Origin of the sequence: Croceimicrobium sp. (assembly GCF_965228705.1) — a bacterium.
In the GTDB taxonomy this organism is placed as follows: Bacteria; Bacteroidota; Bacteroidia; order Flavobacteriales; family Schleiferiaceae; genus Croceimicrobium.
Map to the genome: position 1 here is coordinate 812,115 of NZ_OZ245832.1, position 22,539 is coordinate 834,653.

Here is a 22,539-nt window from a genome sequence, read left to right on the forward strand (position 1 = left end):
ATTATTTCTTGATTTTCAAGTAATCGAGAATGGCATCGTAATTCCCGGAATTATTGGCGAAAAGGGCAAAGTTCTTAGCCTGACTAAACCATTCCTTGGTAGTGGCTTTATGTTTTTTCACTCCTTTTAATAAATCTTTGGTTTCCAGTGGACTGACTTTCCCGCTGTTGAAGGATTCTTCTAGTTTCTCCTCAATAGCTACATCAATGATGGCTTTTAGATCAGCTCCAGAATATTCCTGGGTTTTGGAGGCTAGTTTGTTGAAATCTACTTTTCCTTGAGGTTTATCTTTCAGTTGTTGCTTTAAAATTTCCAAGCGGGCTTCCTCATCGGGTGGGGGAACAAATAAAATTCGATCAAAGCGACCCGGGCGACGGAATGCAGGGTCTAAGTTCCAGGGCATATTGGTAGCACCTAATATGAGTACACCTTCATTGCTATTTTGGATACCATCCATCTCTGCCAGAAACTGGTTAATAACAGTACTGCCAGCAGAATTTTTCATCTGACTGCGACTGGCGCCCAGGGCATCTACTTCATCAATAAAGAGTACACAAGGGGCATTGCGACGAGCCAATTCAAAAAACTGATGCAAGTTTTTCTCACTATTGCCAATCCACATATCGAGGATTTCATTGAGGCTGATGCTAATAAAACGTGCATTAATTTCTCCGGCGGTAGCACGGGCGATATAAGTTTTACCACATCCCGGAGGACCGTAAAGTAGAATTCCGCCACCAATCTTTTTACCATAAGCTTTATAAAGCTCAGGGTGTTGCAAGGGTTGGATAATTTTTAAGGCGATTTCCCTTTTTACCTCTGACATGCCCCCCACATCCGCAAAGCCTAAATCCGGTTTTTCCATGAATAATTCATCGATGGGATTTTCGTCGACTTCCATACCGCTTAAGCGAAACATTTCATCCAGTTGCGCATCTTTCCAATTGGGGTCCAGATTAAGCGCCTTTTCGTATGCTTCTCGGCTTTCAGTAATATTATCCTCGGCCAAATGGGCTTTGGCTAAGAGGCTGTAGAGTTGAGCTTCTTGAGGATATTTTTCAATGGAATCTTCCAGAAATACAATGGCAGTGGAAGGATTATCAGTCTTAAGCCATATCTGCGCCAAAGCGAGGCGAGGCTTTAATTCCTCTTGCTGTTGCAAAACCTTTAAAAAATGACTTTCAGCTTCTTCATATTGTCCTTTTTCCAAAAGGCTATTGGCTAATATTAATCGAAGGGGACGGTTATTGGGAGAGGCATTTAAGGCTTCTCTCAAATCATCAATATTCATAAAATAAGATTAGTAAAATTCTAAGGGATCCATACGAAGGATCCTACTTATGGCTTTGTAAAGAACGGGCATTTCCTCCTGGAATTTTGCTGGTCTTTCAACGAAGTTTTCGCAGCAAACGGCAAAAAACTCATGCACATTGCTACGGGCATAGTTTCTCAAAAATGCACCTTTATCAGCTGGTCTGCTGGTAAATAGCTCAAACTCTTCCAGAAATAAATGATAATCGCGGGGATCAATAAAATCGTAGTTAGAATTTAAAATTTTATTCTCCAACTTTAAGGCATGAGCCATTTCGTGCACGCCCAAATTTCGACCGTCATTGCGATCGGAATTTCCTTTTTCAAATGAGGACCAGGAAAGAACAATCATTCCACGAATGTTGACTTCACCGGCATGATACTGTTTACTGATGGTCGAATAGTAGTCATCCCGGTACACTAAAATGCGGGAAAAATGATCGAAGTAAAATCGGCGAAAGCCAAAGGTGAGTTCTACCGCTGTGGCTGCTATCAGCGCCTTCTTACGATCATCAATCTGCATGTATTTATCGCGGGCAATAAACTTTTTGGTGTTGATGAACTGCTGTACTCTGCGCTCAAAGCGCTTTTGCAATTTGGGCGGTAAGCGTCGGTACAATGGAATTTCCTGAAGATAAGGACGGTAGCCTAATTTGAGTTGAAGGGGGTATTGTTTGTTAGTCCAGCGGTAAATGCTAAAAATCGGAAGAATAATCATTAAAGAAACCGCAGCAATATCTCCCATGGCCTCCACAATCTCTCTTTCAGGAGAAGGTTCTGGAAGCTGAAGAAAAAACAGGGCTTGCTGGATTAGCGATTTATATAGAAAAATCATGGCCGCTAAAATTAGGATATTCCTTAAACACTACGCTTCGTATATTCGTGAGAAAGCTTCGCATGAAATTAAGTCGCCTCTTTCTAAAAGCTCAGAGCAGCAAATACCATAAATTTTTATTAGAGCAAGGCTTACGCCGATTTGTGCCTTTTAATCGTTCCCATCGATTTCAGATTGATCAAATCAGCGCGCACTCTTTGCGAATTAAAGCGCCTTATCGAAAATCCAATTTAAATCACCTCAAGGGTATTCATGCCTGTGCTTTGGCAACCATTGCTGAAATCAGTTCAGGCCTATTACTCATTGGTATCTTGGACCCCAATAAATACCGAATCATTTTACAGAAGTTAGATTTAGAGTATCATTATCAGGCCAAAAGTGAGGCGGTAGCTCGCTTTGAGGTTTCGGAAGACTGGTTGCAGGATCGGGTTTTTGAACCACTTGAAAACTCAGATAGGGTTTTTGTGGATTGCAATATCAATCTATTTGATAAAGATGATAAACAAATCGCCACGGCCATTGCTCGTTGGCAGATTAAAAATTGGCAATCGGTTAAAACCAAAGTTTAAGCTTGGTAAGGCAAAAATCATTACTCTATTTACACAGCTCGGTGGCTCTATTTGGTTTGGCCGGATTGTTTGGACGCTGGCTTTCCTTTAGCCCTTTAATCATTGTAGGAGGGAGGGTCTTTTTCGCCGCTTTATTTCTTGCAATAATTTTAGGCATAAGAGATGGAGCTGTTCCTCGACTTAGCCTAAAACTTCTTTATAAAACGGCCATTTCCGGTTCGATTCTCGCTTTGCACTGGTATGCTTTTTTTAGATCCATTCAAGAAACTTCAGTGGCCTTAGCTTTATTAAGCTTTGCGAGCTTTCCCTTATTTACCTTGATTTTGGAGAGTGTTTTCTGGAAACTGAAGGTTCATGCTATCGATGTTTTTTGGGCCTTTTTATCCATCAGTGGTACGGCACTTATAGTGCCCTGGGATATGGCTTCGCCAGAGATGAATGGTGTCTTATGGGGTCTTTTTGCAGGCTTTAGTTTTGCAGTGCTTAACCTTTTAAATAAGGACCTGGTTAACAAGCATTCTGCTTTGGAAATTGGCTTTTATCAAGATATCTGGGCTTGCCTGGTTCTTTTGCCTTTTTGTATCGCAATTTGGCCTCCCTTTACAGTTCAAGAAATAGGCTTATTGGTTCTTCTTGGAACGGTGTTTACAGCCTTATCTCATTTCTTATTTCTAGTATCGCTCAAAGATTTGAAAGCCCGAACGGCGGCCTTGATAACTGCATTGGAACCGGTTTATGGCATAATTGCCGCCTATTTCCTTTTTGATGAAACTCCAGCACTTAGCGTATTCTTAGGTGGCATTCTTATTCTAAGTGCCAGCCTGGGCGGTCAATGGCGGGATAAGCTTTAAATGAGGAGATGTTGATCGACTAATTCACGAATACAAGCCTCACCACCTTTGCGGCTTAGGATATGGATTTCAGGATGGAGTAAAACATCTTCTACCGCATCAGCAGGAGCAAAGGCTGCTCCTACAGTTTCCAATATCGGAATATCATTAATATCATCTCCAATGTAGGCAGTATCTTCCGGGCTAATGTTGTGTTCTTTCCACCAAGATTGAATAACCTCCAATTTTGGGGTTTTACCAACATAGACCAAAGGGATACCCAATTGCTTAGCTCGGGATTCAACTACTCCGGTAGAGTGGCCATGGGATATAATTCCGGTGAGAATACCAGCTTCCTGGGCTTGCTTTATGCCCATACCATCTTTTACATTAAAGATCTTAGTATGCTCGCCATCAGTGCTTACGATCATCTCGCCTTTGGTCATCACTCCATCGCAATCCATTACCAGCATTTTAACCCTTTTAGGTCGCTGGTCGATGCGCTTTTTAAAGAGGACCTCTGCGGGATAACCCGTTTCTTCGGCAATGCGAAAAAGGTCGAAAACCTCTAAATTGGCGCCACGCGAAAAACGCTCAATTGTAGAGTAGAGGCGATGCGTAGGCGGAATGGTACGCTGCAAATAATGGAGGTTTGCCCTCAGGTTATCCCAATGATCGGTCATGATTGCAGTGCTTCACGCACTTTCATGCATTTTTCCAAAATCGAACGCAGCTTGCTTAATTCCAACATGGTATATGGATCTGATTGTGCGGTATGAGGTGCGGGATGGGTTTCAATAAAAAAGCCATCTGCTCCTGTGGCAATCGCTGAAAGGGCAATGGTTTCAATTAATCGTGGATCACCACCGGTTACTCCTTCTGTACGATTAGGTTTTTGTACCGAATGGGTGCAGTCCATAATAACTGGCACCCCTAAGTCCTTCATGCGGGCAATGCTGGTGGCATCCACAATTAGGTCTGAATAGCCAAAGCTAACTCCGCGTTCGCAAGCCCATACATTTTGATTACCAGTACTCTGTACCTTTTCAACTGGCCATTTCATGGCTTCTGGAGAAAGGAACTGTCCTTTCTTAATATTCACCCCTTTACCAGTTTCGCCAGCAGCGAGCAGCAAATCGGTTTGCCGGCAAAGGAATGCGGGAATTTGCAAATGATCCACATATTGAGCCGCTAAAGCAGCTTCCTGACTTTCGTGGATATCGGTTATGGTCTCTACCTGGAGTTCCTTGCCTATAGCTTGTAAAATCTCCAAGGCTTCAATGTCACCGATTCCGGTAAAAGAGTCTAAGCGAGAACGATTCGCCTTGCGGTAACTGCCTTTAAAGATGTAGTGGATGCCCAGATCATCGCAAATGCCTTTAACTTCGCGCGCAATGGCAAAGGCCAAATCGCGATCTTCAATGGCACAAGGACCAGCAATTAAGGTAAACTTCATTTCATTCGTGCTTTATCACCAAGGTAGCCAGAGTGATGGCGCTTGGCATATTCTTCTTTACTAAAACCAATTCGCTCCATCAAGAGGGTCACTAATACATCACCCACCACCGTCATTACCGTGGTAGAGGTAGTGGGAGTAAGTCCTAATGGGCAAATCTCCGCTGGGTTTCCGGTTAATAATACCACATCCGAAAATTCGGCTAAAGCTCCGTCCGGGTGACCGGTTAACCCGATGATTTTCATATCCGGATGCAGGTTTTTTACCAGATATTCCAATTCGATAATCTCACGGGTTTTCCCAGAATTTGAAATTAAGATCATCACATCATTTTCCTGAACCATCCCTAAATCACCATGTTGCGATTCACTAGGATGCAAGAAAATAGCTGGGGTTCCGGTAGAGCTTAAAGTAGTGGCGATGTTCAAACCTATTTGACCGGCTTTACCCATGCCTGAAACTACTACCTTGCCTTTTTTCTGATGTACTTGTTCGTAAATGAGATCTATAGCGCCTTCAATAACTCCGTCGATGGGAATGTTTTGAATGGCTTCAATTTCCTTATTTATAAGGGATTGGATTTTATTTGTAAGCGTCATAAAGCAATTATACCAAAAGTTTTCCGTCGCGCATTTCAATCAGGCGGTCAGCCGTTTCTGCTAAGGCACGGTTATGTGTAATCACCACGAAGCTACTGCCAAACTCCTGGCGAATACGGTCAAATAATTTGTGAATTTCCTCCGCATTATGGCTGTCGAGGTTGCCAGTAGGCTCATCCGCCAATACCATATCCGGGCGATTCATTAAGGCTCGGGCCACCGCTACTCTTTGCTGCTCACCACCGGAAAGGGCAGAGGGTTTATGTGCCATCCGATCCTTAAGTCCCATAAAATCCAGCAATTCGGCAGCTTGTTGCAGGCATTTTTGTTTAGCCTTACGGCTGATCAGACCGGGGATTGCTACATTTTCCACTGCAGTAAATTCGGGCAATAAATGGTGGAACTGGAAAATAAAGCCCAGATGCTGATTTCGAAACTGACTCAGTTTTGATGCTCCTAATCGACTGATTTCCTGATCACCGAAAAAGATTTCACCGGAATCGGCCGCTTCCAGAGTTCCTAAAATTTGCAAGAGAGTTGTTTTACCAGCACCACTGGCACCCATAATGGATACTACCTCGCCAGATTGGATTTCAAGATCTACTCCTTTTAAGACTTCAAGCTGTCCGTAGGACTTGTGAATATTCTGTGCGCGTATGATCATTTCCCTTGCAATTGATTGCGGGTTTGGTGGTAATCGAGGAAATAAGCCAGGCGAATCGACAAGTTATTCTGAACTGGCGAATCGAAGGCATTATTTAAATTCTGAAGATAGTTGTTGTTGATGTCATCCCCAAGATTGGAGAGGGCCACCCGATATAAAATCACCATTTCGGAGGCGGGAGCAAACCACCAGCTAAAACGAAGATCCAAGTTTAAGGTGTTGAAATAGAGGTTATAATCATCGCTACTTTCACGAAGGCTTAAGGTTCCATTCGCATTAAGATTATAGTAGTCTTGATAATCTACCCGACTCCAAAACTGACGTAACCTTAATCCTAAAGAAGCTTTAGGATTAAAGGCATAACGACCGTCAATTAGGGCGATTAAATTCTTTACATCACGAGAGCCGAACACAGGACCATCTGAACCAAAGGAAGCAAAGCCGCGATCATTGTAAAATAAATCGAAGGTAACCTGGGGAATGATAAAGAAATGATCGCCCAGGCGAATGCGAGGTTCAATATTTATATTGTAATAATCCCGGTCCCAATCCGGTGTGCGGTCATATCCAAAATCTAAATCCAGGGCAAAAGGTTTGCGGTAATCGGTAGAGATAAAGAAGATGGTAGCGTAATTATAGGGCTTATAAAAGTAGGAGCCTGCTACTCTTGGCTCGAAATAATCATAGGACTCAATAGGCTTTAAACGTAAACGAATACCTGTACCGGTGAAATCCCTCAAAAGGAAAAAGGTGTTTAAACCTAAGTAGAACTCCTCAAAACGTTGGCTGTCGTAAAGCTGCGAGTAAACAGAAAATAGGGTATAGGAGGTACGGTTAAATGGCCCCTTGGGTTTAAAGGTGGCATATTCCAGTTCATTGTAATTCCGAATCTGGTTGTTTCGGGCTAAAAAGCCTAAATCATTCGGATCGAAATCATCGCTAATCACATCCTGACGAATGGCCCAACGCCAATTGCCATCTACATCGCCAAAACGCAAATAATACTGTTCTCCGCTAATCGTCGCATTGGAGCCTTGAAAGCGATCACTGCGCTTAATCTGAGCGTCTACGCGGTATTGCCCGCTTTTAGTATAAACACTGGCTAATAAGGCTGCCACATTTGCATCGGCATATTCGCCATTTCGGAGCACATTGGTATTTATAAAGCTTAAGCTTGAATTCCGATTAAAGCGCTGATCCAGAACCAGAATATTGTAATTAGTAAGGGGTTCCAATAAACGCTGACTGGTTTGTCCGGCCGAATCAATGATGCTGTAATTATTGTCGGTTACGGCATTTAAAAAACCGATCCCCAGATTGCCATTAGTACGACCAGAAATTTTAGTGGCATTTAATAAGCGAGTAAATTCCGTTCGAACGGTGACTTCGGCCGTATCATTGCCACTAAGGTCCTGATTGGTAATATTTTTAGGAGCACCTCCGATGCGCCGGGAGTAGAATAAATCTCCTAAGCTAAAGAGCTCTGTACCTTCATTAAAAAACTGCCGATTCTCCTGAAATTGGATTTCGAAAGGACTTAAGTTTAAGACCTGATTATCAAAGGCCACCTGCCCGAAATCTGGGATTAAAGTTGCATCCAGCGTAAAGCTTTCATTGATCCCATATTTAAGGTCCATACCCGCATTGAAGTCCAGGGTAGTTTTATCCTCAAAATGATCTATATAAGTAGAGGCGTAGGGCATTAAGGAAAGACGAATAGGAGGGTTGATATCGCGAATATTGCTCAAAATACCCGCCTGATATTCCCAGCTGTATCCAGAGCCACGATCAATATAATTCCAGGAGTATTCTTCCCGTGAACGGCGGATGGAACGAATCACATTAAAACCCCAGTCTTTCTTTAATTCATTAGGGAAACGCAGGGAGATATAAGGAATCTTTAATTCGCATACCCAGCCTTCATCGGTGATTTGTACAGCCGAATACCAAATGGAGTTGAAGGAATAGTCCTCGCCATTGGCCGTAGTACGACTGTCGCCTTGGGTTCCTGCCGAAGTAAGGAAGAAGGTAAAATCGTTTTGACCATCATTAAAAGGATTAATGGCAATGGCTAACCAATCGTGATTCTGATTAATATCATCACGAACTGTAACCTGTTTTAAGATAGAATCAGGCCGTGGATCGAGCATAGTCACTCCGAAATAGATGGCCTCATCTGTATAAAACACCTTAAGGGTGGTTTTAAAACCAGCGGGAATAGCCTCCCCACTTCCGGGGGAAAGCATCACAAAATCAGTTGCTTCAGGAGCGTATTGCCAAATGGAATCTTGTAGAGAACCGTCGATTTCAACTTCAGCCTTCGTTTTTAAAGGTTCCAAACTTTTCTTTTGCGCCTGAAGAGCCCAAGATAACATAAGGAAAAAGAGAAGGGCAGAACGCTGCAACATCTTAGAAATTCGGGTGAATTAGTAAATGGCCGCAAAGGTAGATAAAAGGCAATCAAAATTTTCCTGCTAAGACTTTGGGTGGTATTTTTGCGGCCATCAGCAAAAAAGCAAATCGATGAATTTACACGAGTATCAAGGAAAAGATATTTTGGCAAGCTATGGAGTACGCGTTCAACGTGGCATTGTAGCAAGCACCCCTGATGAAGCTGTGGCAGCAGCTCAGAAACTGAGTGAAGAAACCGGAACCTCTTGGTGGGTAGTTAAAGCCCAGATCCATGCCGGTGGCCGTGGTAAAGGCGGTGGCGTTAAATTAGCCAAGTCTTTGGAAGATGTGAAGAGCATCTCGGAGCAAATCTTGGGAATGATGCTGGTTACTCCTCAAACTTCCGCTGAGGGTAAGCTTGTAAATCAGGTGCTTATTGCGGAGGATGTTTACTATCCTGGAGATAGCGAAACTTCTGAAATTTATATGTCAGTATTGTTGAACCGTAATACCGGTCGCAATATGATTATGTATTCTACTGAGGGTGGAATGGATATCGAAGAAGTGGCCGACAAAACTCCAGAGCGCATCTTTACTGAGGAGATCGATCCCAAAGTAGGATTGCAAGGTTTCCAGGCTCGTAAAATTGCCTTCAACTTGGGTTTAAGCGGAACCGCCTTTAAAGAAATGGTGAAATTCGTGAGTAGCTTATACAAAGCTTACGATGGTATTGATGCCAGCCTTTTCGAAATCAACCCAGTATTAAAGACTTCTGACGATAAAATCTTGGCCGTAGATGCTAAAGTTACTTTAGATGATAACGGTTTATTCCGCCATAAAGACTACGCAGAATTACGCGACAAGCGTGAGGAAGATCCTATTGATGTGGAAGCCGGTGAAGCGGGCTTAAACTTCGTAAACCTTGATGGTAATGTAGGGTGTATGGTGAATGGTGCCGGATTGGCGATGGCCACTATGGACATTATTAAAATGGCCGGTGGAAACCCTGCAAACTTCCTGGATGTAGGAGGTACTGCTGATGCCGCAAGGGTAGAAAAAGCCTTCCGTATCATTTTACAAGATGAAAATGTAAAAGCAATTTTGGTGAATATCTTTGGTGGGATCGTGCGTTGCGATCGGGTAGCTCAAGGTATTATCGATGCTTATAAAAACATCGAAGACATTAACATTCCAATCATCGTTCGCTTACAAGGTACCAATGCCGAAGTAGCGAAAGAAATGATCGATAATTCTGGATTAGAAGTACATTCTGCCATTGCTTTGGCAGAAGCGGCTAGCAAGGTTCAGGAATTGGTAGGATAAGATTATTTGAAAATCATACGAAAGCCGGTTTCTTGGGAAGCCGGCTTTTTTTATTCAATTCGTAGGCCATGAAGAAAAGACCTGCTCTTAAATATCTCATCTTTAGTATTGCTGTCTTGATCTTGATTATCATTTTCAGGCCAGCACCACCTATCGATGAAGCGGAAGCTTTAATTGAAACCGGTCGGGTTAAGCGTATCTATGAAATTGGCAATGTTGATCTGGCTTTCCAATTGGAAAACGGTGAAACATTTGTTGTGCGAGAAGGAGTGGAGCAAGAATTAAAAGCAGACAGTCTCTCTGAACTTTATCTGAACAAAGAGCTCACTTTTAAATATCCTGAATATTGGTCGCCTATCAACAAGGATTCAACGAAAAAGCATGCCTCTCAGGTGCAGTGGGGCGAGGAGATAATCTATACCGAGTTTAAGAAGAAGCCTAAGCCTTAATTCGACTCTTTGCGCTGTACCTTGCGATTGGTGTTGCGCTTGTAAATTTCATCCGGAATCGTAACTGTGGTGGTAGTGGGAGTGTAGATTCCAATGGTAAGGGTAGAGACGATCATATCCTGGGGGGTAGACCGCGTGTAGATTTCATAGTTCAAAGTGTCGCCAACCATCTGGTCTATATGACAGCGTTTAACGGGAATGACACCAAATCCCATAAAATGATTCTTTTCCGTTACCTCACGAGTTTTCTCAACTCGAACGCCTTTTCCAACGCTGTAATGGTGACTGAAACAAGAGCTTAAGAGTAAACTGCTAAGGATTAAAGCAGCCAGGCTTTTCAATTTCATGAGACTAATTTGGCGCTAAATTAACCGGGGATTGCGTTTGATGCAATATTGAGGTTTTTTAAAATGTCGGATTTTCCTTCAGAGTGGCCTCTCCAAAATCCAATCGCCTTTCCACGAGCGGCAAACGATCTCAATTGCTGAATGGCTTTTTCCGCATAATCATGGGGATAATGCCCCGCCTGCTTTAGATAGCCATCCATTAATACCATCAGGATTTCCACGCCTAAATACTCATCCACTAAAAACTTGGTAGCCTCAAATAGGTCAGGCATTTCGTAAGCATTCTTACAGAAGTTAGAATAAGTCGCCGCACCATTTACCTTATTAAGCTGAAACTTTCCGGCTTTAACCAATTCAGCTACCGGGGCCTGTGTTTCCTGCCAAAGTAAGTCGATAGCCTCTAGAAGTTCCAAATACTGTAATCCAAGTCCAGTACTAATAAATTCCGGGTATTGTAATTTAATGGACTCACGATAGTCAAAAACGCGACTCATACTACTGGCACTAAAAACGGCTTCTTCTTCAGTCATATAATAATTGAAGAGCAATTCTCTGCCGCGCTCTAAAACTTCATCCAGATTGATCTGATTAGCCCACTCCAGGATTAAAGTCCTGTGCTGCTGCGCTGTTTTCATAGCATCTGAATCCGCTTTAAAGTTCCGATTCCAGGTCAGAGTATTGAGAAAAAGCATTTCTGTGGTATTTGCTAGCAAAGTAACGGATAAATAATTTTATTGTAATGATATGTTTTATAGGAGTTTGTGTTTTTTTAATAACATTTTTTAATATTTGTGGAAAATTAGGAAGTGGGGGTTTTGAACTTGAGTACAACTAAGAAGAAGCTTTTTAGCTTTGAGGTGGACCTGGAAGAGAATTCCGTGTGGTTTTCGGATTCCTTTTATGAAATGATGAATCTTTCGCCATCCCATTCCTTTCTCTTTAATGATTATTGGAGCCTGGTACATCCTGAAGATCAAGCCAGGGTTCGAAAGATTTTGGAGGTTGGCTTAGAGCAAGCTTCGGAAATCGATCTTAAGTATCGATTGCAAACCAGCTATGGTAAAACCATTTATGTGTACAATGAGAGTAGTTTTAGTACCAATGCTATTGGCAAGGTAATAAGAATGCGGGGTATGGTGATGGACATAAGCCCTTATGTAAATGTGCAAAACCGCATTGATGAAATGCAGGATCTTCTCGAAATGAAAGATCAGGCTATTGCGATGATTGCTCATGACCTACGCAATCCCATTTCACAAGTTGATGGGATATTAAGACTGCTTCGCACCGAATTGCATAAGGAAGAAAATATTGGCTTGGTAGATATGGGCTTTGATGCTGTAAATCATGCCTATACCATATTAACTGAACTTAATGAGGCCACCCGTAATAAGGTAGCGGGGAAAAGCATTGAAAAGGCTAAATTTTTACTAGCACCATTATTGCTAAAAGTGGGGGATGCCTTTAAAATCCGATTGGAAGAGAAAGGTCTGCATTTGCATATTGATGCTCCAGAAGATTTGATGGTTTTAGCGAATGAGAATAAAATATTCCGCGCAGTAGAGAACCTTATTTCCAATGCAATCAAGTTTTCGAAAGCTGGAAAAACCATTCATTTATCCGGTCGCAATGAACGGGATTGCTTTTGTATAGCAGTAGAGGATCAAGGAATTGGCATGCCCGAATCCATTCGCAAACGCCTTTTTCAGGGAATGAATAAAGATATCCGCCGAGTGGGTACTGCGGGTGAAAGCTCGATTGGTATTGGTTTGAGTATTGTTAAGGGGGTTGTGGATCTACATCAAGGGAAAATACGAGTAGAGAGTGAAGAAGGTAAAGGTTCTTGCTTTACCATTTGTATTCCCAAGCCTTAAAAGCGGTAGTGGAGTTTTTGCATACCGTTTTTATAAGAATGGGCATGGATCAATTTTAGCTGGCGTTGTTTATCCTGTTTTAGAAAAAGAGCTTGACCGTCACCCAGGAGGATTGGGACCATAAACCAGATTAATTCATCTATCGCATTTAATTCTAGGAAAGACTGAATTAGTTGTGCGCCTCCTTCCAGAAAGACATGTTGAGCACCTTCATTTTCCAATTTCTGAAGCAGACTGCTAATGGAATCTTGCCAGAGTTCAATATTTCCGGCAAATTCTAATTGTTGGCTGCTCAAAACAAAATGACGCTTTTCGGGATGAGGCACATCAATGCCTTGTGCTTTTACCCAATTGTAGGTTTTTCTTCCGGTAATTACAGTGTCTATAGAGTTGATAAAATCGTAATATCCATAATCTTCACCTTCCACCTGCATTGGGTTTAAAAAGGAAAGGTCATCATTGGGGCCGGCAATGTATCCATCTACCGAGCTGGCTATATAGAGGCTTACTTTCATATTTCTAATCTACTAATCTCTTATTGATAAAAAGGTCTTAGTTTCAATAAGAAACGAAAAAAGCCCATCCTTTTCGGGATGGGCTTGCTGGGTTGATTCAAATTGAATCATGGAGAATTATAAATTCGGCAACTTGGGTTTTTCCTTTGGTTTATCAAGGAAATAGGAAAGGCCAAGATGTGCCTGAAAGTACCAATCGTTTAGGCCATCTGTAGATCGGAAGGTGTTTTCACGAGGTAAATCTACAGGTGTAGTTAAGCTGTTAAGGTGTTTTGGAGGTAAGTCTCCTAATTGCTGATTAGCTCGTACCGCATCTCGGTCACCTCCAAACCATAATCCGGGTCCAAAGTCATCCAAATAGTCAGTTGAAGTATACACGGCTTTTACTTCACCTTTTAAGCTAAAGTTTCGGAAAAGCCAGGTGGTACTAAAACTCAATCCGGTGGATACCGCTATTTGCGAGTAGGGCTTAGCGCCAGGCAGGAAGTTTTGCCCCTCAGATCCTAAATCCCGCAGGTTATAGCGATTTTCCCGTACTCTGGATAAATAGGATAGGTAGCTTTCATTTGGTTCTTGAGGAGTATATACCGTACGGTAGGGAGTGAAGTGGAAGGCTCCAATTGACAGGCCTAAGCTTGGAATCAACTTAGATTTTTGATTCGGTTTTAACTGATACTGCCTTAAATGCCAGACCCCTTCTAATTCCAAACTTCGAATTTGCGTTATGAAATTTACCGGATAGGAGTTGGGAGACATTTCCACTTCTTGATATTCATCGTCGTAGCCCGTGAGTGGAGCGGTTCCAGAGAAGAAGCCAATGGATGAAAGATCATGCATAGAAATGGTGGTGTGGTAGAAAGAAGCCTTTGCTGCAAAGCGTGTATTAAAATTATATTGAGCAAAAGCTCCAAAGCTCCAATCAATGGTAGAGGGGATGTAAACCAAATTATCTACTAATTCAAATTTGGGTTTAATATCTCCAGCGCCGTACATTCCGCCGCCGCCCCAGATTCCAACTTCCCAGCGATTAACCGGTGTGGTGCCTTTGGTGAAGAAATTATGAACCCGATTTCCCAAATTGGCTAAAGCTGTATTCTCTTCAGCTGCGGTGGTATCCAAAGCTTCCTCCTCAGCATAAACGGGAAGATCCTCTCTTTCATTGCTGTCTAAGCTTTCAGATACATCAGGCTTAGGAAGGATAATACGATATCCATCGGCCAACTCTAAGAATTTAGCTGGTCCTTCCGTGTAGATTACCCAACTATGATCCTTTTGACGAATTAATTCATATTCCAGTGAATTATCATCTTCATCCAAAAGGGTGAACATCAGGTTTTTTTGACCCACATTGGCAATTTGCATTTGAATGCTGTCTTGCACGTGTTTTAGGATTTTAAAGTCTGTGGCCTCCTTGGTTTCGAGAGGACGAATCTCTATAAGCTCTAATTGAGCTAAGCGATGGTCTACACGATGATCCAGGATGCTCACTTCCTTAGTTTCGGCAGCTAGCGATTTAATTTTCAATTCCTGTTCAAAATTGCCTCCTACAGAAATGAGGTAATCATCATCTTCGAAACGGTTACGATCGAAGATAAAGGTGCCAATATCCTGTGGGTTGGGCTCATCGGGGTAAAGGTCAAAATGAACCAAAGCCTGTTCCGGACCTTCAAAATAATTGTCGCGGAAATGGATTTGGTCAAAATCATAGTTCACCAATGGAGAGCCGTAGGCTTCGACAACCATGCCGGAGCGATTATTGACAAAGAGCAGGTCTTTTACCTTGAGGTCGATGCTTCGTCCCCATCTACGGTCGATATAAGGATCGCCTAAGTACAATACCGGCTCACCACTGGTGCTCCCCTGAAAATGAAGTTGTTCTAAAATGACTTCCTTTCGATACCAAAAGGGATCAAAACGCAAAGCTTGGGTCAGGTCTTCGAATTCTACATTTCGAATTTTAACCGCGGCATCGGCGCTTTGAGCCTGGATTTGAATTCCCACCCCTGGGTTTTCAGGGTCACTATTAATAATTCGGATGGGCTTCTCAGCACTTCCTTCTAAACATAAGGACCCTTCGATAAGGAGCAGTACTCCGGGTCCTAATTCGATCACAGAGCCAGCATAGGCCTCCAGGCTCTGACCTTCCTTAAAGAAGGTGTTTTTCTCAAAGCGCAGCGTGTCTGAGGCCGCATGCACTGTGCTGCCAGCTCCGGTGAGGCCGATGGCAAGCAGCATTGAGTAGATTTTACTTTTCATGAGTTATCACATTAATGATGAGTCGATCACTGATTTTCATCTCGCCATCGGGACTTTGAATCAGTACTTCTTCTATTTCGATATAAGAGAGGCCCTTTACATCGGTGGCCTCTAAAATGAGCTTATTGGGACTGCTTACCGTTTTCTCTCCAAAAGAGCCATAAAGTTTAGCTCTAACTTCTTTGATATCTAATTGAGGGGCCTCATCCTGACCCGGGAACAATACTTTTAGGTCGATCTCAGGCTTTTGTACTAAGCGCGTTCTGGAAATTTGGTTTCGGGAAATACCACTGGCATAAACCAAGGGAGCAGGTAAAGGATGGATATATACCGAATCTTCAAAGGCCAATGCCTGAAGTTTTGGGTCCATGCCTTTTATATAGCACCAGCCTGCTCTGGAGGGTTGTACTCTTAACTTATTTCCTTGAGCATGGATTGTGCGTCCGGGCATACAAGTACAGCTGTAATCGAGTTGGCTTTGCCAGTTTTCCAGAGGCAGATAAAAGGGGAGTCCAGAATAATAAGCTTCTGGTGCATTATAACTCTTTGAGCTAAAATTCCCTGGTAATACCTCAAACTGGAAGCTGCGTTGCTCACGACCTAATTGGAATTCTAATTTATAGGAACCGGTATCCAAAGCCACAAAAACCAGACTGTCCTTTTCCCAGTCATAATTTTGCGCTTTTCCCTTGCCTACCGTGAGTTCCAAATTAGGTCGAACCTCACCTTCGTAGACAAAATAGGCCGTATCACCAATATGCAGTTCGTCGATATTATAAGCCAAAACTAATTCAGGGCTATCACCATTACCGGCAGGTTCCACTTTAAGATCGCCCTGCAGGAGGTTGAGCTTTAAAAGCAGATCTGCCATTTGCAATTGCACTACGGTTGCCGGTACATGGGAAAACTTCCAGCTGGTCCAGCTTTGATGACTTTTCGCCTCCAATCCATGGTCCAGGTCGCTTTGAAATAGCTTTAGGTAAGCAATGCGGGTTGGATTGTCTTCCGGCAATTGGTTTACACTATCGTCCAGGGCTTGCAGGGCTAAAAAGAGCTCTTCGCCCTTTTTACCTTCCAGAAAAAACTGGTCGGTTTGAGCATAGTTTTCAGGATTCAACAAATCACCGGTTAGGGGGTCAGATCCGGCAAAAGCCATGAATTCACTTTCCATGGTTTTAATGCGGCTCTTTAGTCCTTCGATATTATCACCTTGCTTGGATTCAGAATCAAAGCTGAGTAGGGTAGTTCTCAAATTGGGATTTACCCTTAGCCAGCCGATCGGAATCTGAATGATAGAAAGGGAAATGAACAGTAGGTAAAGGATACTGATCAAACGGAACCGAAGGTTCTTGGATTTTTTGATGCGTATATACTTTGCCATTATTTCATTTTAAGGATGGCGCGGCCGTTGCGATAGCTATGACCATTTTTGCCAATTACTTTGATATTCTCAAAAGCCATAATGCTACCTTCAGGAGCTCTGCGGATCGCTTCTTTCAATTCACTGCGCAGAAAGCGCGTGGCATTGTGAAATACCTGATCTCGTCCTTCAGGGCTTTTAATGCGTAATTTGAAGTTCACGACCTGCCAAAAGGGATTAGTGGCTTCCAAATAGGCTAATTGATTCAAACCGTTTTCCTTACCGGCAATGTCCATGAGAGCCACATCTATGGTATTTACATCCTTAGCATACAAGCTCAGGGAGTCTACCTTTTCGTCGTTCAGTCTCATATACACATCAAAGGCACCAGGATTGTAGGGGGTGATTTTCAATTGCCCATTTTCATAGCTCAAATCAGCATGCTCAGAAATAAAGCTTAAATCACCCACTGGTAAATACTGCGGATTTAATTGCAAAACCTGAGTTTCCCCAACTTGTGAAAGATAGGAGGAGCCCTGGCGATTGAGTTTGATGCCGGGCTTGGTAACCTTAAAGTTGTGGAAGTAGCGGTCTTGATCTAGATATAAATCGACCACATAATTTCCGGGTGCTTGGGGTAAGTACTCAAAATGCTGAAAGCCGGAATCGACCAGGAAAGGAGCGAGGTCCTCACCATTGATCAATACTTTCAAGTCTTGAATACTATCAGGTAAGCGAACTTTAAACAGGAGCTTTTCACCTTTGGAAAGGGTCTTTTTGAAGTTTTGGATCAGATCCAATTGATCGGCTCCATTAACTTCCTGTTTTAGCAATTCAATCTTTTCGCCTTTCAGGGCTTCGATACTGTGGATGAGAATTACAGTTTCTAAATGATTAATCACCGATTCTATCACGGCATTCGGCGTTTCTTTAAAAAAGAAATCACGTGCCTGTATTTCTTGATCGGCAAAGTCTTTAGGACTGAGTAATTCGGCACTTAGATCCGAACCGCCAAATTCTAGATAAGCCTGGTTGAAGTTTTCAAGGGTTTCTTGAAAACGGGTGCCATAGCTGCCTTGAATGATTTCGTTGGTTGCAAAAAGGTTCTCCTTGAGCTTCTCACCAGCAATATGATTAGTATTGCGATAATCGTAATAGCCCGCGCGGATTTCCTCTAACTTTTGTAAGCTGGATAGCGTTTGCGCCTTGAGGTTTTGACTCTTGGAATCACCTTCCGGCAATTCTTTGAGTTGAGTCCTCAATTTTTCAAGAACCACTTCCTGTGCGGGAACCAGGTTTTCATAATGATCCAAAAACTTACCCGGACTGGATAAAAAGAGGAACAAAATGAAGACCAGGTACAAGAAGCTCAGTTTCTTGAAGATCAGGTTCTTCGCTTTTGATATTTTAATGGTATTCGCCATTGTACAGCGGTATTCAGACTAGGATTCCAATACCCGGTCGTACTTATCATTGATACTGCGCAAATTGGCATTGTAATGGTCCATCAAATGGATATAATCCTCCATTTGATTTTGCATGGCCACAGAGCTTTGTGCAGAGGCTTCCATATTGGCGCGGATATCACGAATACTAAGGGATAGATTGTGAATCTCACTGCTCATATTTTCCATACTGGCATTAAAGATCTGCATAGCCTCGCCATAATTTCCGGCGCTGCCGTTCATTGGCTGACCTTGACCATTAAGTTGTGGGAAGACATTTTCCCATTGGTATTCTTTTTCTTCCTCCTTACGCTCGAAAGCGGAGATAAGGAATACAACAGCTTCAATACTTAAACCAACGATAAAGAGCTCATTGGCAAAGGACCATCCCAAGAATTTGAACATGGCGCCTACCAATACGATAGCGGCACCAAAGCCATAAATAAAGGTGATGCTGTCGAGCTTCCCCTTCTTGGTTTCTTTCGCTTTTTTCATGCTGGTATGACCATTACTATATTGTTGATCATTGCGCATTTCTCGTTTTCCATTTCTTTCCGAATGGCCATTGCGATAGCCATTAGTTCTTCCGTTTCGAATTGTGGTTTCTTGACTTTGCATGATTAGTTGTTTTTTAGAAAATAGTCTTGAAAATGATTCCAGCTGGCCTGGCTGCTAGCCAGACTGCGATTAACACTGCGGCGATTGATCAGCACAAAGGCGATGATCAGTACCAGAAAGGCAATTCCAGCCGCTAGTAGTTGATAGTTGATTTGACCTGCCAGTTGCGCTTCTAATTTGGCTGCCACCCGGTTTTGGTCTTCAAACTGCTCCTGGAATTGATCCAGTGCCAGATTCAAGGCTCTTTCCGTTTGCACTTGCTGTGCCTGGAAATTTTCCATTTGACTCTGGTTTTCGGCGATTTGGCTCGCTACCTTCTGATTGAGGGAATCGCTATTGCTTTCCATTCGAATCAATTCCAGTTGCAGGGCCTGGGTTTCGCGTAAAACCTGATTCTGAGTTTGCATCACATTGCTGATGCGGCTTTCCATAATCCGGATGTCCTGTTGCAGTCGATTGAGCCGTAGTGAATCGTTCTCTGCATGCAGGAAAGGAGGGATCATTAAAAGAATGACTAAAGTTTTCCTTACTGTCATGGGGAGTTTATGATTGGTTAGGATATCTCCAAATGTAGAATTAACAATGACTTGTTGAAAACCTTAAATAAAAAATTTGATAGGTAAAATATTCTAAAAATGAATACCGCAAAACCTTGATATAAAAAGGATATAGTGTTTTTGTGTAAAAAACGACAATTGTATAAAATAAAAATTGATACTCATTTTTTGGCCTATTTTGGACTATGAGGCGCTTGTTAGTAAGTGGAGAAGAGATGGAGGAATCCGCAATTTTGATGAAGAAACTTAAGATTGATTAAGAATGATAAAGCCCGAAAGAATTATTCCTACTAATGCAAAAATTAAAGGCTTTCAAGCACAGAGCTGATGGTCTTTATATAAGGATGCTGGGTGAACAGGTTTTGATTTAACTCATCCATTTTTCTTGATTACCCAAATGGAATTCAATTTGCAGGAATATTGTGAGATTTACTTAGTCCAATATCCACAACCAAGCATCACCAATCTCCTCATCTTGAACTGTTTTGATTAGCCGAAAGCCATTCTTCTCCAGAATATGGGTGGAAGCATTGTTCTCTGGGGCGGTTTTAGCACTAATAACAATATTGAGATTTTCTTTTTTGGCGATGGAAATCAATTCTTTACAAGCAAAGGAAGCAATGCCTTGACCTTCAAAAGCCTTAAAAGTCCAGTAGGCAATTTCCACCTGTCCATCTACTGGCTTTCCGGTAAAGCTTCCAGTGCCCAGGACTTGCTGATCCTTAATAATCAAATAAGCCACCCATGGAAAATCATATCCCATTTTGGGATAGTACTCATCGTAAATTTCTAGGAGCTGCTGACATTCGTCAGACTGGAAGATTTCCTCTTCCTTGTTTTCGTTGGGGCTAAGGGCTCTAAGGATCAAGGCTATTCGGCTTTATGAGAGAACAAACCTATTGATATCATCAATACCTAAGGATTCTAATTATCAGAAATGTTTATTCAAAGTCTGTTTAAAAGAAAATCGGCCTGAACCTAAGCTCAGGCCGATCCGGAAACACCTTATTAAGATTTTGCTAGCCATTTAATTAAGGCTTCATTCAATTCATCCGGTTTTTCTTGAGGTATCCAATGACCGCAATCCAAACTTAGCACCTCTAAATTCGGGGCAAAGTTTACCAAGCTTTCAGACTTTGGAATATTATCTCTATCGCCGTAGACCATTAAAGTAGGATGCTCAATTCGAGCTTCTACATCGGCCATTAGATGCCAGTTCCGATCTAGATTTCGATACCAATTAATGGCGCCGCTAAAACCGGATTTTTGGAAAGCGGATACAAAGACCTCTAATTCTTCTTCATTGAGTATAGGATCGCCCGCTGCCATTTCAGCTTCAGCCAATTGGATCATCAACATACCCGGTGCTGGTGGAGCAGGAGGGAGATTCTTCCGAAAAAGGTTGGAGATAAATTGTGCGGTATTGGCCTCTAAAATAGCATCGGCCACTCCTGGCTTGCGATTGAAATGCACAAAATAGAAGTCCTCTCCAAAGAATTCTTCCATCATTTCAATCCAAGGCTTGCGGCCTCGCTCCTGATAGGGTAGAGCTAGATTAATGACTTTAGATACGCGCTTTGGATGCAGTAAGGCCAAATTCCACACCACATTAGCGCCCCAATCATGGCCCATGAACACAGCACAGTCGTAATGGAAATAATCAAGAAGGGAAACCATATCCTCACAAAGCTTGATGATATCATAAGCTTCAACATTCTCTGGGCAAGAAGAATTTCCATAACCTCTTTGGTTGGGGACTATCACGTGAAATCCCGCCTTAACCAAAGCTGGAATTTGGAAGCGCCAGGAATAAGCATGCTCGGGGAAGCCATGGCAGAGAACGATGGGATTACCAGCATTTTCAGTACCGGCTTCAAAGACTTCTAATTCAATTCCATTTATTGGAATTAGCTGAGGCTTGGGGAATTTAAAGGGCGAAATTCTAGACTGAGTGACTTGTGACATGTTTTTAGATTTGAATTGGCAGCAAACCTAATGGGGCCATGTGACAGCCCTATGTCAAGGGTCGGGGTGGGATTATTGATTTTTATCGAAAAACTCCTGCAAAGTCATATTATGGGCTTCAAACTTCTCATTGCTCAGGTCGAGCTTTTGGATTCGGTCTAAGCGGAAAAAACGGAATTCCTTACGAAGCCGACAGTAAGCAATCAGGTACCAGTTTTCGCTGCTTAGCAAGGCAAAGGGTTCTATTTGTCTTTGGCTAACTTGCTCTTCTTTGTTTTGGTAATCGATATTCAGAACCAGGTGATTGGTAAGCGCATATTGAATATCGGAGAGATTGGTACTGTTGCGCTCCAGATCCTTGATTTCATTATACTGGGTGCGCTGGCTTAAGATTTCAGCTTTGTCCTTCTCCGCATATCTAAGGATGGCCTTCACTTTATCGATGGCTTGGGAATAATCTTTTATAAAGGAGGCATCTTTGTTTTTTAGCACCAGTTGTTCGGCCAGAATCAAGGCATTGGCCTCTTTTTCGCTAAACATCACTGGGGGCAGTTTATAGCCTTCCATCAGGCTGTAGCCTTTGCCTTCCTCGGTAAAAATGGGAACGCCAGCATCCTCAAGCGCCTTGAGATCACGATAAATGGTGCGCTTACTAACCTGAAATTTCTCGGCTAATTCCGTGGCGGTTACGAGTCGTTTAGTTTGAATTTGAATGAGAATAGCGCTTAAGCGGGATAATCGGCTGATTTCTGGGGAATCCATTTTCTTAAACTAGTAGGGGGCTAAAATAATGGACCGCATTAAAAGAAATTGATATAAATCCGGGCATAAAAAAAGTCCTCGTATTGCTACGAAGACTTTCAGTGCCCAGAACAGGACTTGAACCTGCACGACCATAAGGCCACCACCCCCTCAAGATGGCGTGTCTACCAATTCCACCACCTGGGCAAAGGGTTTTAGATCTGTATTTCAAATCTAAAAAAAAAGCTTCGTTTTACCGAAGCTCTTGGTGACTCAGCAGGGGCTCGAACCCTGGACCCTCTCCTTAAAAGGGAGATGCTCTACCAACTGAGCTACTGAGTCGTTTATACCCCTTTCGTTTTGGGGCTGCAAATATAGCGTCAATCTTTTGTTTTGACCAAGCCTAAAAAGGAAAAAATTGTAAAGAAATTTCA

At 42.5% G+C, this 22,539-nt stretch carries 23 protein-coding genes and 2 tRNA genes; 5 read left to right on the forward strand and 20 right to left on the reverse strand.

Annotated elements, in window-relative coordinates; translation table 11 throughout:
* Position 1: 1 nt before the first annotated feature.
* Both ACO05P_RS03475 and ACO05P_RS03480 read right to left on the reverse strand, forming a co-directional pair.
* Entirely contained in the window at positions 2 to 1,291 is a 1,290-nt protein-coding gene (locus ACO05P_RS03475) for an AAA family ATPase (protein WP_421753393.1), read from the reverse strand.
* Positions 1,292 to 1,300: 9 nt separating this feature from the next.
* Positions 1,301 to 2,146, reverse strand: a complete 846-nt coding sequence (locus ACO05P_RS03480; protein ID WP_421753394.1) for a zinc-dependent peptidase — start codon at positions 2,144 to 2,146, stop codon at positions 1,301 to 1,303.
* A gap of 62 nt (positions 2,147 to 2,208) precedes the next feature.
* Between ACO05P_RS03480 and ACO05P_RS03485 the strand changes: the two genes are divergently transcribed.
* Together ACO05P_RS03485 and ACO05P_RS03490 are read left to right on the forward strand one after the other, a co-directional pair.
* A complete protein-coding gene (locus ACO05P_RS03485; protein ID WP_421753395.1) occupies positions 2,209 to 2,715 on the forward strand; it encodes a DUF4442 domain-containing protein in 507 nt (168 codons plus the stop codon).
* Between the two features lie 2 nt (positions 2,716 to 2,717).
* Positions 2,718 to 3,566, forward strand: coding sequence for a DMT family transporter (locus tag ACO05P_RS03490; protein WP_421753396.1), 849 nt, complete (start codon positions 2,718 to 2,720; stop codon positions 3,564 to 3,566).
* On the opposite strand, the gene ACO05P_RS03495 is transcribed toward ACO05P_RS03490, so the two are convergent.
* From ACO05P_RS03495 to ACO05P_RS03515, 5 genes are read right to left on the reverse strand one after another with little or no spacing between them, the layout of a single operon-like run.
* On the reverse strand, positions 3,563 to 4,228 hold the full coding sequence (locus ACO05P_RS03495; protein ID WP_421753397.1) for a KdsC family phosphatase: 666 nt from the start codon (positions 4,226 to 4,228) through the stop codon (positions 3,563 to 3,565). The two genes, ACO05P_RS03490 and ACO05P_RS03495, sit on opposite strands and share 4 nt — an antisense overlap.
* Positions 4,225 to 5,001 carry a 3-deoxy-8-phosphooctulonate synthase gene (kdsA, locus tag ACO05P_RS03500; protein ID WP_421753398.1) on the reverse strand — a complete coding sequence of 259 codons (777 nt, stop codon included), beginning with the start codon at positions 4,999 to 5,001 and terminating at the stop codon, positions 4,225 to 4,227. The genes ACO05P_RS03495 and kdsA overlap by 4 nt, the downstream gene beginning before the upstream one ends.
* The gene (locus ACO05P_RS03505) at positions 4,998 to 5,600 is read right to left on the reverse strand and encodes an SIS domain-containing protein (protein WP_421753399.1); all 603 of its coding nucleotides are present in this window, start codon (positions 5,598 to 5,600) and stop codon (positions 4,998 to 5,000) included. Before ACO05P_RS03505 ends, kdsA begins: the two co-directional genes overlap by 4 nt.
* Before the next feature lie 7 nt (positions 5,601 to 5,607).
* On the reverse strand, positions 5,608 to 6,261 hold the full coding sequence (locus ACO05P_RS03510; RefSeq protein ID WP_421754874.1) for an ABC transporter ATP-binding protein: 654 nt from the start codon (positions 6,259 to 6,261) through the stop codon (positions 5,608 to 5,610).
* On the reverse strand, positions 6,261 to 8,672 hold the full coding sequence (locus ACO05P_RS03515) for a DUF5916 domain-containing protein (RefSeq protein WP_421753400.1): 2,412 nt from the start codon (positions 8,670 to 8,672) through the stop codon (positions 6,261 to 6,263). The genes ACO05P_RS03510 and ACO05P_RS03515 overlap by 1 nt, the downstream gene beginning before the upstream one ends.
* A 115-nt stretch (positions 8,673 to 8,787) precedes the next feature.
* Between ACO05P_RS03515 and sucC the strand changes: the two genes are divergently transcribed.
* Positions 8,788 to 9,978: an ADP-forming succinate--CoA ligase subunit beta gene (gene sucC / locus ACO05P_RS03520; protein WP_421753401.1), complete on the forward strand. Its 1,191-nt coding sequence runs from the start codon at positions 8,788 to 8,790 to the stop codon at positions 9,976 to 9,978.
* A gap of 68 nt (positions 9,979 to 10,046) precedes the next feature.
* The gene (locus tag ACO05P_RS03525; RefSeq protein ID WP_421753402.1) at positions 10,047 to 10,427 is read left to right on the forward strand and encodes a hypothetical protein; all 381 of its coding nucleotides are present in this window, start codon (positions 10,047 to 10,049) and stop codon (positions 10,425 to 10,427) included.
* Here the strand turns inward: ACO05P_RS03525 and ACO05P_RS03530 are convergent.
* Both ACO05P_RS03530 and ACO05P_RS03535 read right to left on the reverse strand, forming a co-directional pair.
* Positions 10,424 to 10,774 (reverse strand): Bor/Iss family lipoprotein, encoded by a 351-nt coding sequence (locus ACO05P_RS03530; protein WP_421753403.1) that lies wholly within the window; start codon positions 10,772 to 10,774, stop codon positions 10,424 to 10,426. The two genes, ACO05P_RS03525 and ACO05P_RS03530, sit on opposite strands and share 4 nt — an antisense overlap.
* A gap of 20 nt (positions 10,775 to 10,794) precedes the next feature.
* Positions 10,795 to 11,409 (reverse strand): hypothetical protein, encoded by a 615-nt coding sequence (locus tag ACO05P_RS03535; RefSeq protein WP_421753404.1) that lies wholly within the window; start codon positions 11,407 to 11,409, stop codon positions 10,795 to 10,797.
* Positions 11,410 to 11,589: 180 nt separating this feature from the next.
* Here ACO05P_RS03535 and ACO05P_RS03540 point away from each other — a divergent pair, with 180 nt between their 5' ends.
* Entirely contained in the window at positions 11,590 to 12,648 is a 1,059-nt protein-coding gene (locus ACO05P_RS03540; protein WP_421753405.1) for a PAS domain-containing sensor histidine kinase, read from the forward strand.
* Here ACO05P_RS03540 and ACO05P_RS03545 read toward each other — a convergent pair.
* The 11 genes from ACO05P_RS03545 to ACO05P_RS03595 form a co-directional block, all read right to left on the reverse strand.
* Positions 12,645 to 13,163 (reverse strand): dihydrofolate reductase family protein, encoded by a 519-nt coding sequence (locus ACO05P_RS03545; RefSeq protein WP_421753406.1) that lies wholly within the window; start codon positions 13,161 to 13,163, stop codon positions 12,645 to 12,647. The genes ACO05P_RS03540 and ACO05P_RS03545 overlap by 4 nt on opposite strands.
* Positions 13,164 to 13,280: 117 nt before the next feature.
* Positions 13,281 to 15,398, reverse strand: coding sequence for a hypothetical protein (locus ACO05P_RS03550; protein ID WP_421753407.1), 2,118 nt, complete (start codon positions 15,396 to 15,398; stop codon positions 13,281 to 13,283).
* Between the two features lie 10 nt (positions 15,399 to 15,408).
* Positions 15,409 to 16,800 carry a hypothetical protein gene (locus tag ACO05P_RS03555; RefSeq protein WP_421753408.1) on the reverse strand — a complete coding sequence of 464 codons (1,392 nt, stop codon included), beginning with the start codon at positions 16,798 to 16,800 and terminating at the stop codon, positions 15,409 to 15,411.
* Positions 16,800 to 18,203 (reverse strand): hypothetical protein, encoded by a 1,404-nt coding sequence (locus ACO05P_RS03560; protein ID WP_421753409.1) that lies wholly within the window; start codon positions 18,201 to 18,203, stop codon positions 16,800 to 16,802. Before ACO05P_RS03560 ends, ACO05P_RS03555 begins: the two co-directional genes overlap by 1 nt.
* An 18-nt stretch (positions 18,204 to 18,221) precedes the next feature.
* Positions 18,222 to 18,842, reverse strand: coding sequence for a gliding motility protein GldL (gene gldL, locus ACO05P_RS03565; protein WP_421753410.1), 621 nt, complete (start codon positions 18,840 to 18,842; stop codon positions 18,222 to 18,224).
* Positions 18,843 to 18,844: 2 nt separating this feature from the next.
* Entirely contained in the window at positions 18,845 to 19,378 is a 534-nt protein-coding gene (locus ACO05P_RS03570) for a hypothetical protein (RefSeq protein ID WP_421753411.1), read from the reverse strand.
* Positions 19,379 to 19,832: 454 nt separating this feature from the next.
* The gene (locus ACO05P_RS03575) at positions 19,833 to 20,267 is read right to left on the reverse strand and encodes a GNAT family N-acetyltransferase (protein WP_421753412.1); all 435 of its coding nucleotides are present in this window, start codon (positions 20,265 to 20,267) and stop codon (positions 19,833 to 19,835) included.
* 140 nt (positions 20,268 to 20,407) lie between these two features.
* A complete protein-coding gene (locus tag ACO05P_RS03580) occupies positions 20,408 to 21,364 on the reverse strand; it encodes an alpha/beta fold hydrolase (RefSeq protein WP_421753413.1) in 957 nt (318 codons plus the stop codon).
* Positions 21,365 to 21,436: 72 nt separating this feature from the next.
* Positions 21,437 to 22,126 (reverse strand): helix-turn-helix transcriptional regulator, encoded by a 690-nt coding sequence (locus tag ACO05P_RS03585; protein ID WP_421753414.1) that lies wholly within the window; start codon positions 22,124 to 22,126, stop codon positions 21,437 to 21,439.
* Positions 22,127 to 22,228: 102 nt separating this feature from the next.
* Positions 22,229 to 22,312, reverse strand: a tRNA-Leu gene (locus ACO05P_RS03590).
* A 59-nt stretch (positions 22,313 to 22,371) separates the two neighbouring features.
* Positions 22,372 to 22,447 (reverse strand) — tRNA-Lys (locus tag ACO05P_RS03595).
* Positions 22,448 to 22,539: the final 92 nt, after the last annotated feature.

Excerpts from the sequence above, each read along its gene's own strand:
- ACO05P_RS03475 (WP_421753393.1), bottom strand. The coding sequence starts at position 1,291 with ATGAATATTGATGATTTGAGAGAAGCCTTAAATGCCTCTCCCAATAAC.
- ACO05P_RS03480 (WP_421753394.1), bottom strand. The coding sequence starts at position 2,146 with ATGATTTTTCTATATAAATCGCTAATCCAGCAAGCCCTGTTTTTTCTT.
- ACO05P_RS03485 (WP_421753395.1), top strand. The coding sequence starts at position 2,209 with ATGAAATTAAGTCGCCTCTTTCTAAAAGCTCAGAGCAGCAAATACCAT.
- ACO05P_RS03495 (WP_421753397.1), bottom strand. The coding sequence starts at position 4,228 with ATGACCGATCATTGGGATAACCTGAGGGCAAACCTCCATTATTTGCAG.
- kdsA (WP_421753398.1), bottom strand. The coding sequence starts at position 5,001 with ATGAAGTTTACCTTAATTGCTGGTCCTTGTGCCATTGAAGATCGCGAT.
- ACO05P_RS03505 (WP_421753399.1), bottom strand. The coding sequence starts at position 5,600 with ATGACGCTTACAAATAAAATCCAATCCCTTATAAATAAGGAAATTGAA.
- ACO05P_RS03515 (WP_421753400.1), bottom strand. The coding sequence starts at position 8,672 with ATGTTGCAGCGTTCTGCCCTTCTCTTTTTCCTTATGTTATCTTGGGCT.
- sucC (WP_421753401.1), top strand. The coding sequence starts at position 8,788 with ATGAATTTACACGAGTATCAAGGAAAAGATATTTTGGCAAGCTATGGA.
- ACO05P_RS03525 (WP_421753402.1), top strand. The coding sequence starts at position 10,047 with ATGAAGAAAAGACCTGCTCTTAAATATCTCATCTTTAGTATTGCTGTC.
- ACO05P_RS03530 (WP_421753403.1), bottom strand. The coding sequence starts at position 10,774 with ATGAAATTGAAAAGCCTGGCTGCTTTAATCCTTAGCAGTTTACTCTTA.
- ACO05P_RS03535 (WP_421753404.1), bottom strand. The coding sequence starts at position 11,409 with ATGAAAACAGCGCAGCAGCACAGGACTTTAATCCTGGAGTGGGCTAAT.
- ACO05P_RS03545 (WP_421753406.1), bottom strand. The coding sequence starts at position 13,163 with ATGAAAGTAAGCCTCTATATAGCCAGCTCGGTAGATGGATACATTGCC.
- ACO05P_RS03550 (WP_421753407.1), bottom strand. The coding sequence starts at position 15,398 with ATGCTGCTTGCCATCGGCCTCACCGGAGCTGGCAGCACAGTGCATGCG.
- ACO05P_RS03555 (WP_421753408.1), bottom strand. The coding sequence starts at position 16,800 with ATGGCAAAGTATATACGCATCAAAAAATCCAAGAACCTTCGGTTCCGT.
- ACO05P_RS03560 (WP_421753409.1), bottom strand. The coding sequence starts at position 18,203 with ATGGCGAATACCATTAAAATATCAAAAGCGAAGAACCTGATCTTCAAG.
- gldL (WP_421753410.1), bottom strand. The coding sequence starts at position 18,842 with ATGCAAAGTCAAGAAACCACAATTCGAAACGGAAGAACTAATGGCTAT.
- ACO05P_RS03570 (WP_421753411.1), bottom strand. The coding sequence starts at position 19,378 with ATGACAGTAAGGAAAACTTTAGTCATTCTTTTAATGATCCCTCCTTTC.
- ACO05P_RS03580 (WP_421753413.1), bottom strand. The coding sequence starts at position 21,364 with ATGTCACAAGTCACTCAGTCTAGAATTTCGCCCTTTAAATTCCCCAAG.
- ACO05P_RS03585 (WP_421753414.1), bottom strand. The coding sequence starts at position 22,126 with ATGGATTCCCCAGAAATCAGCCGATTATCCCGCTTAAGCGCTATTCTC.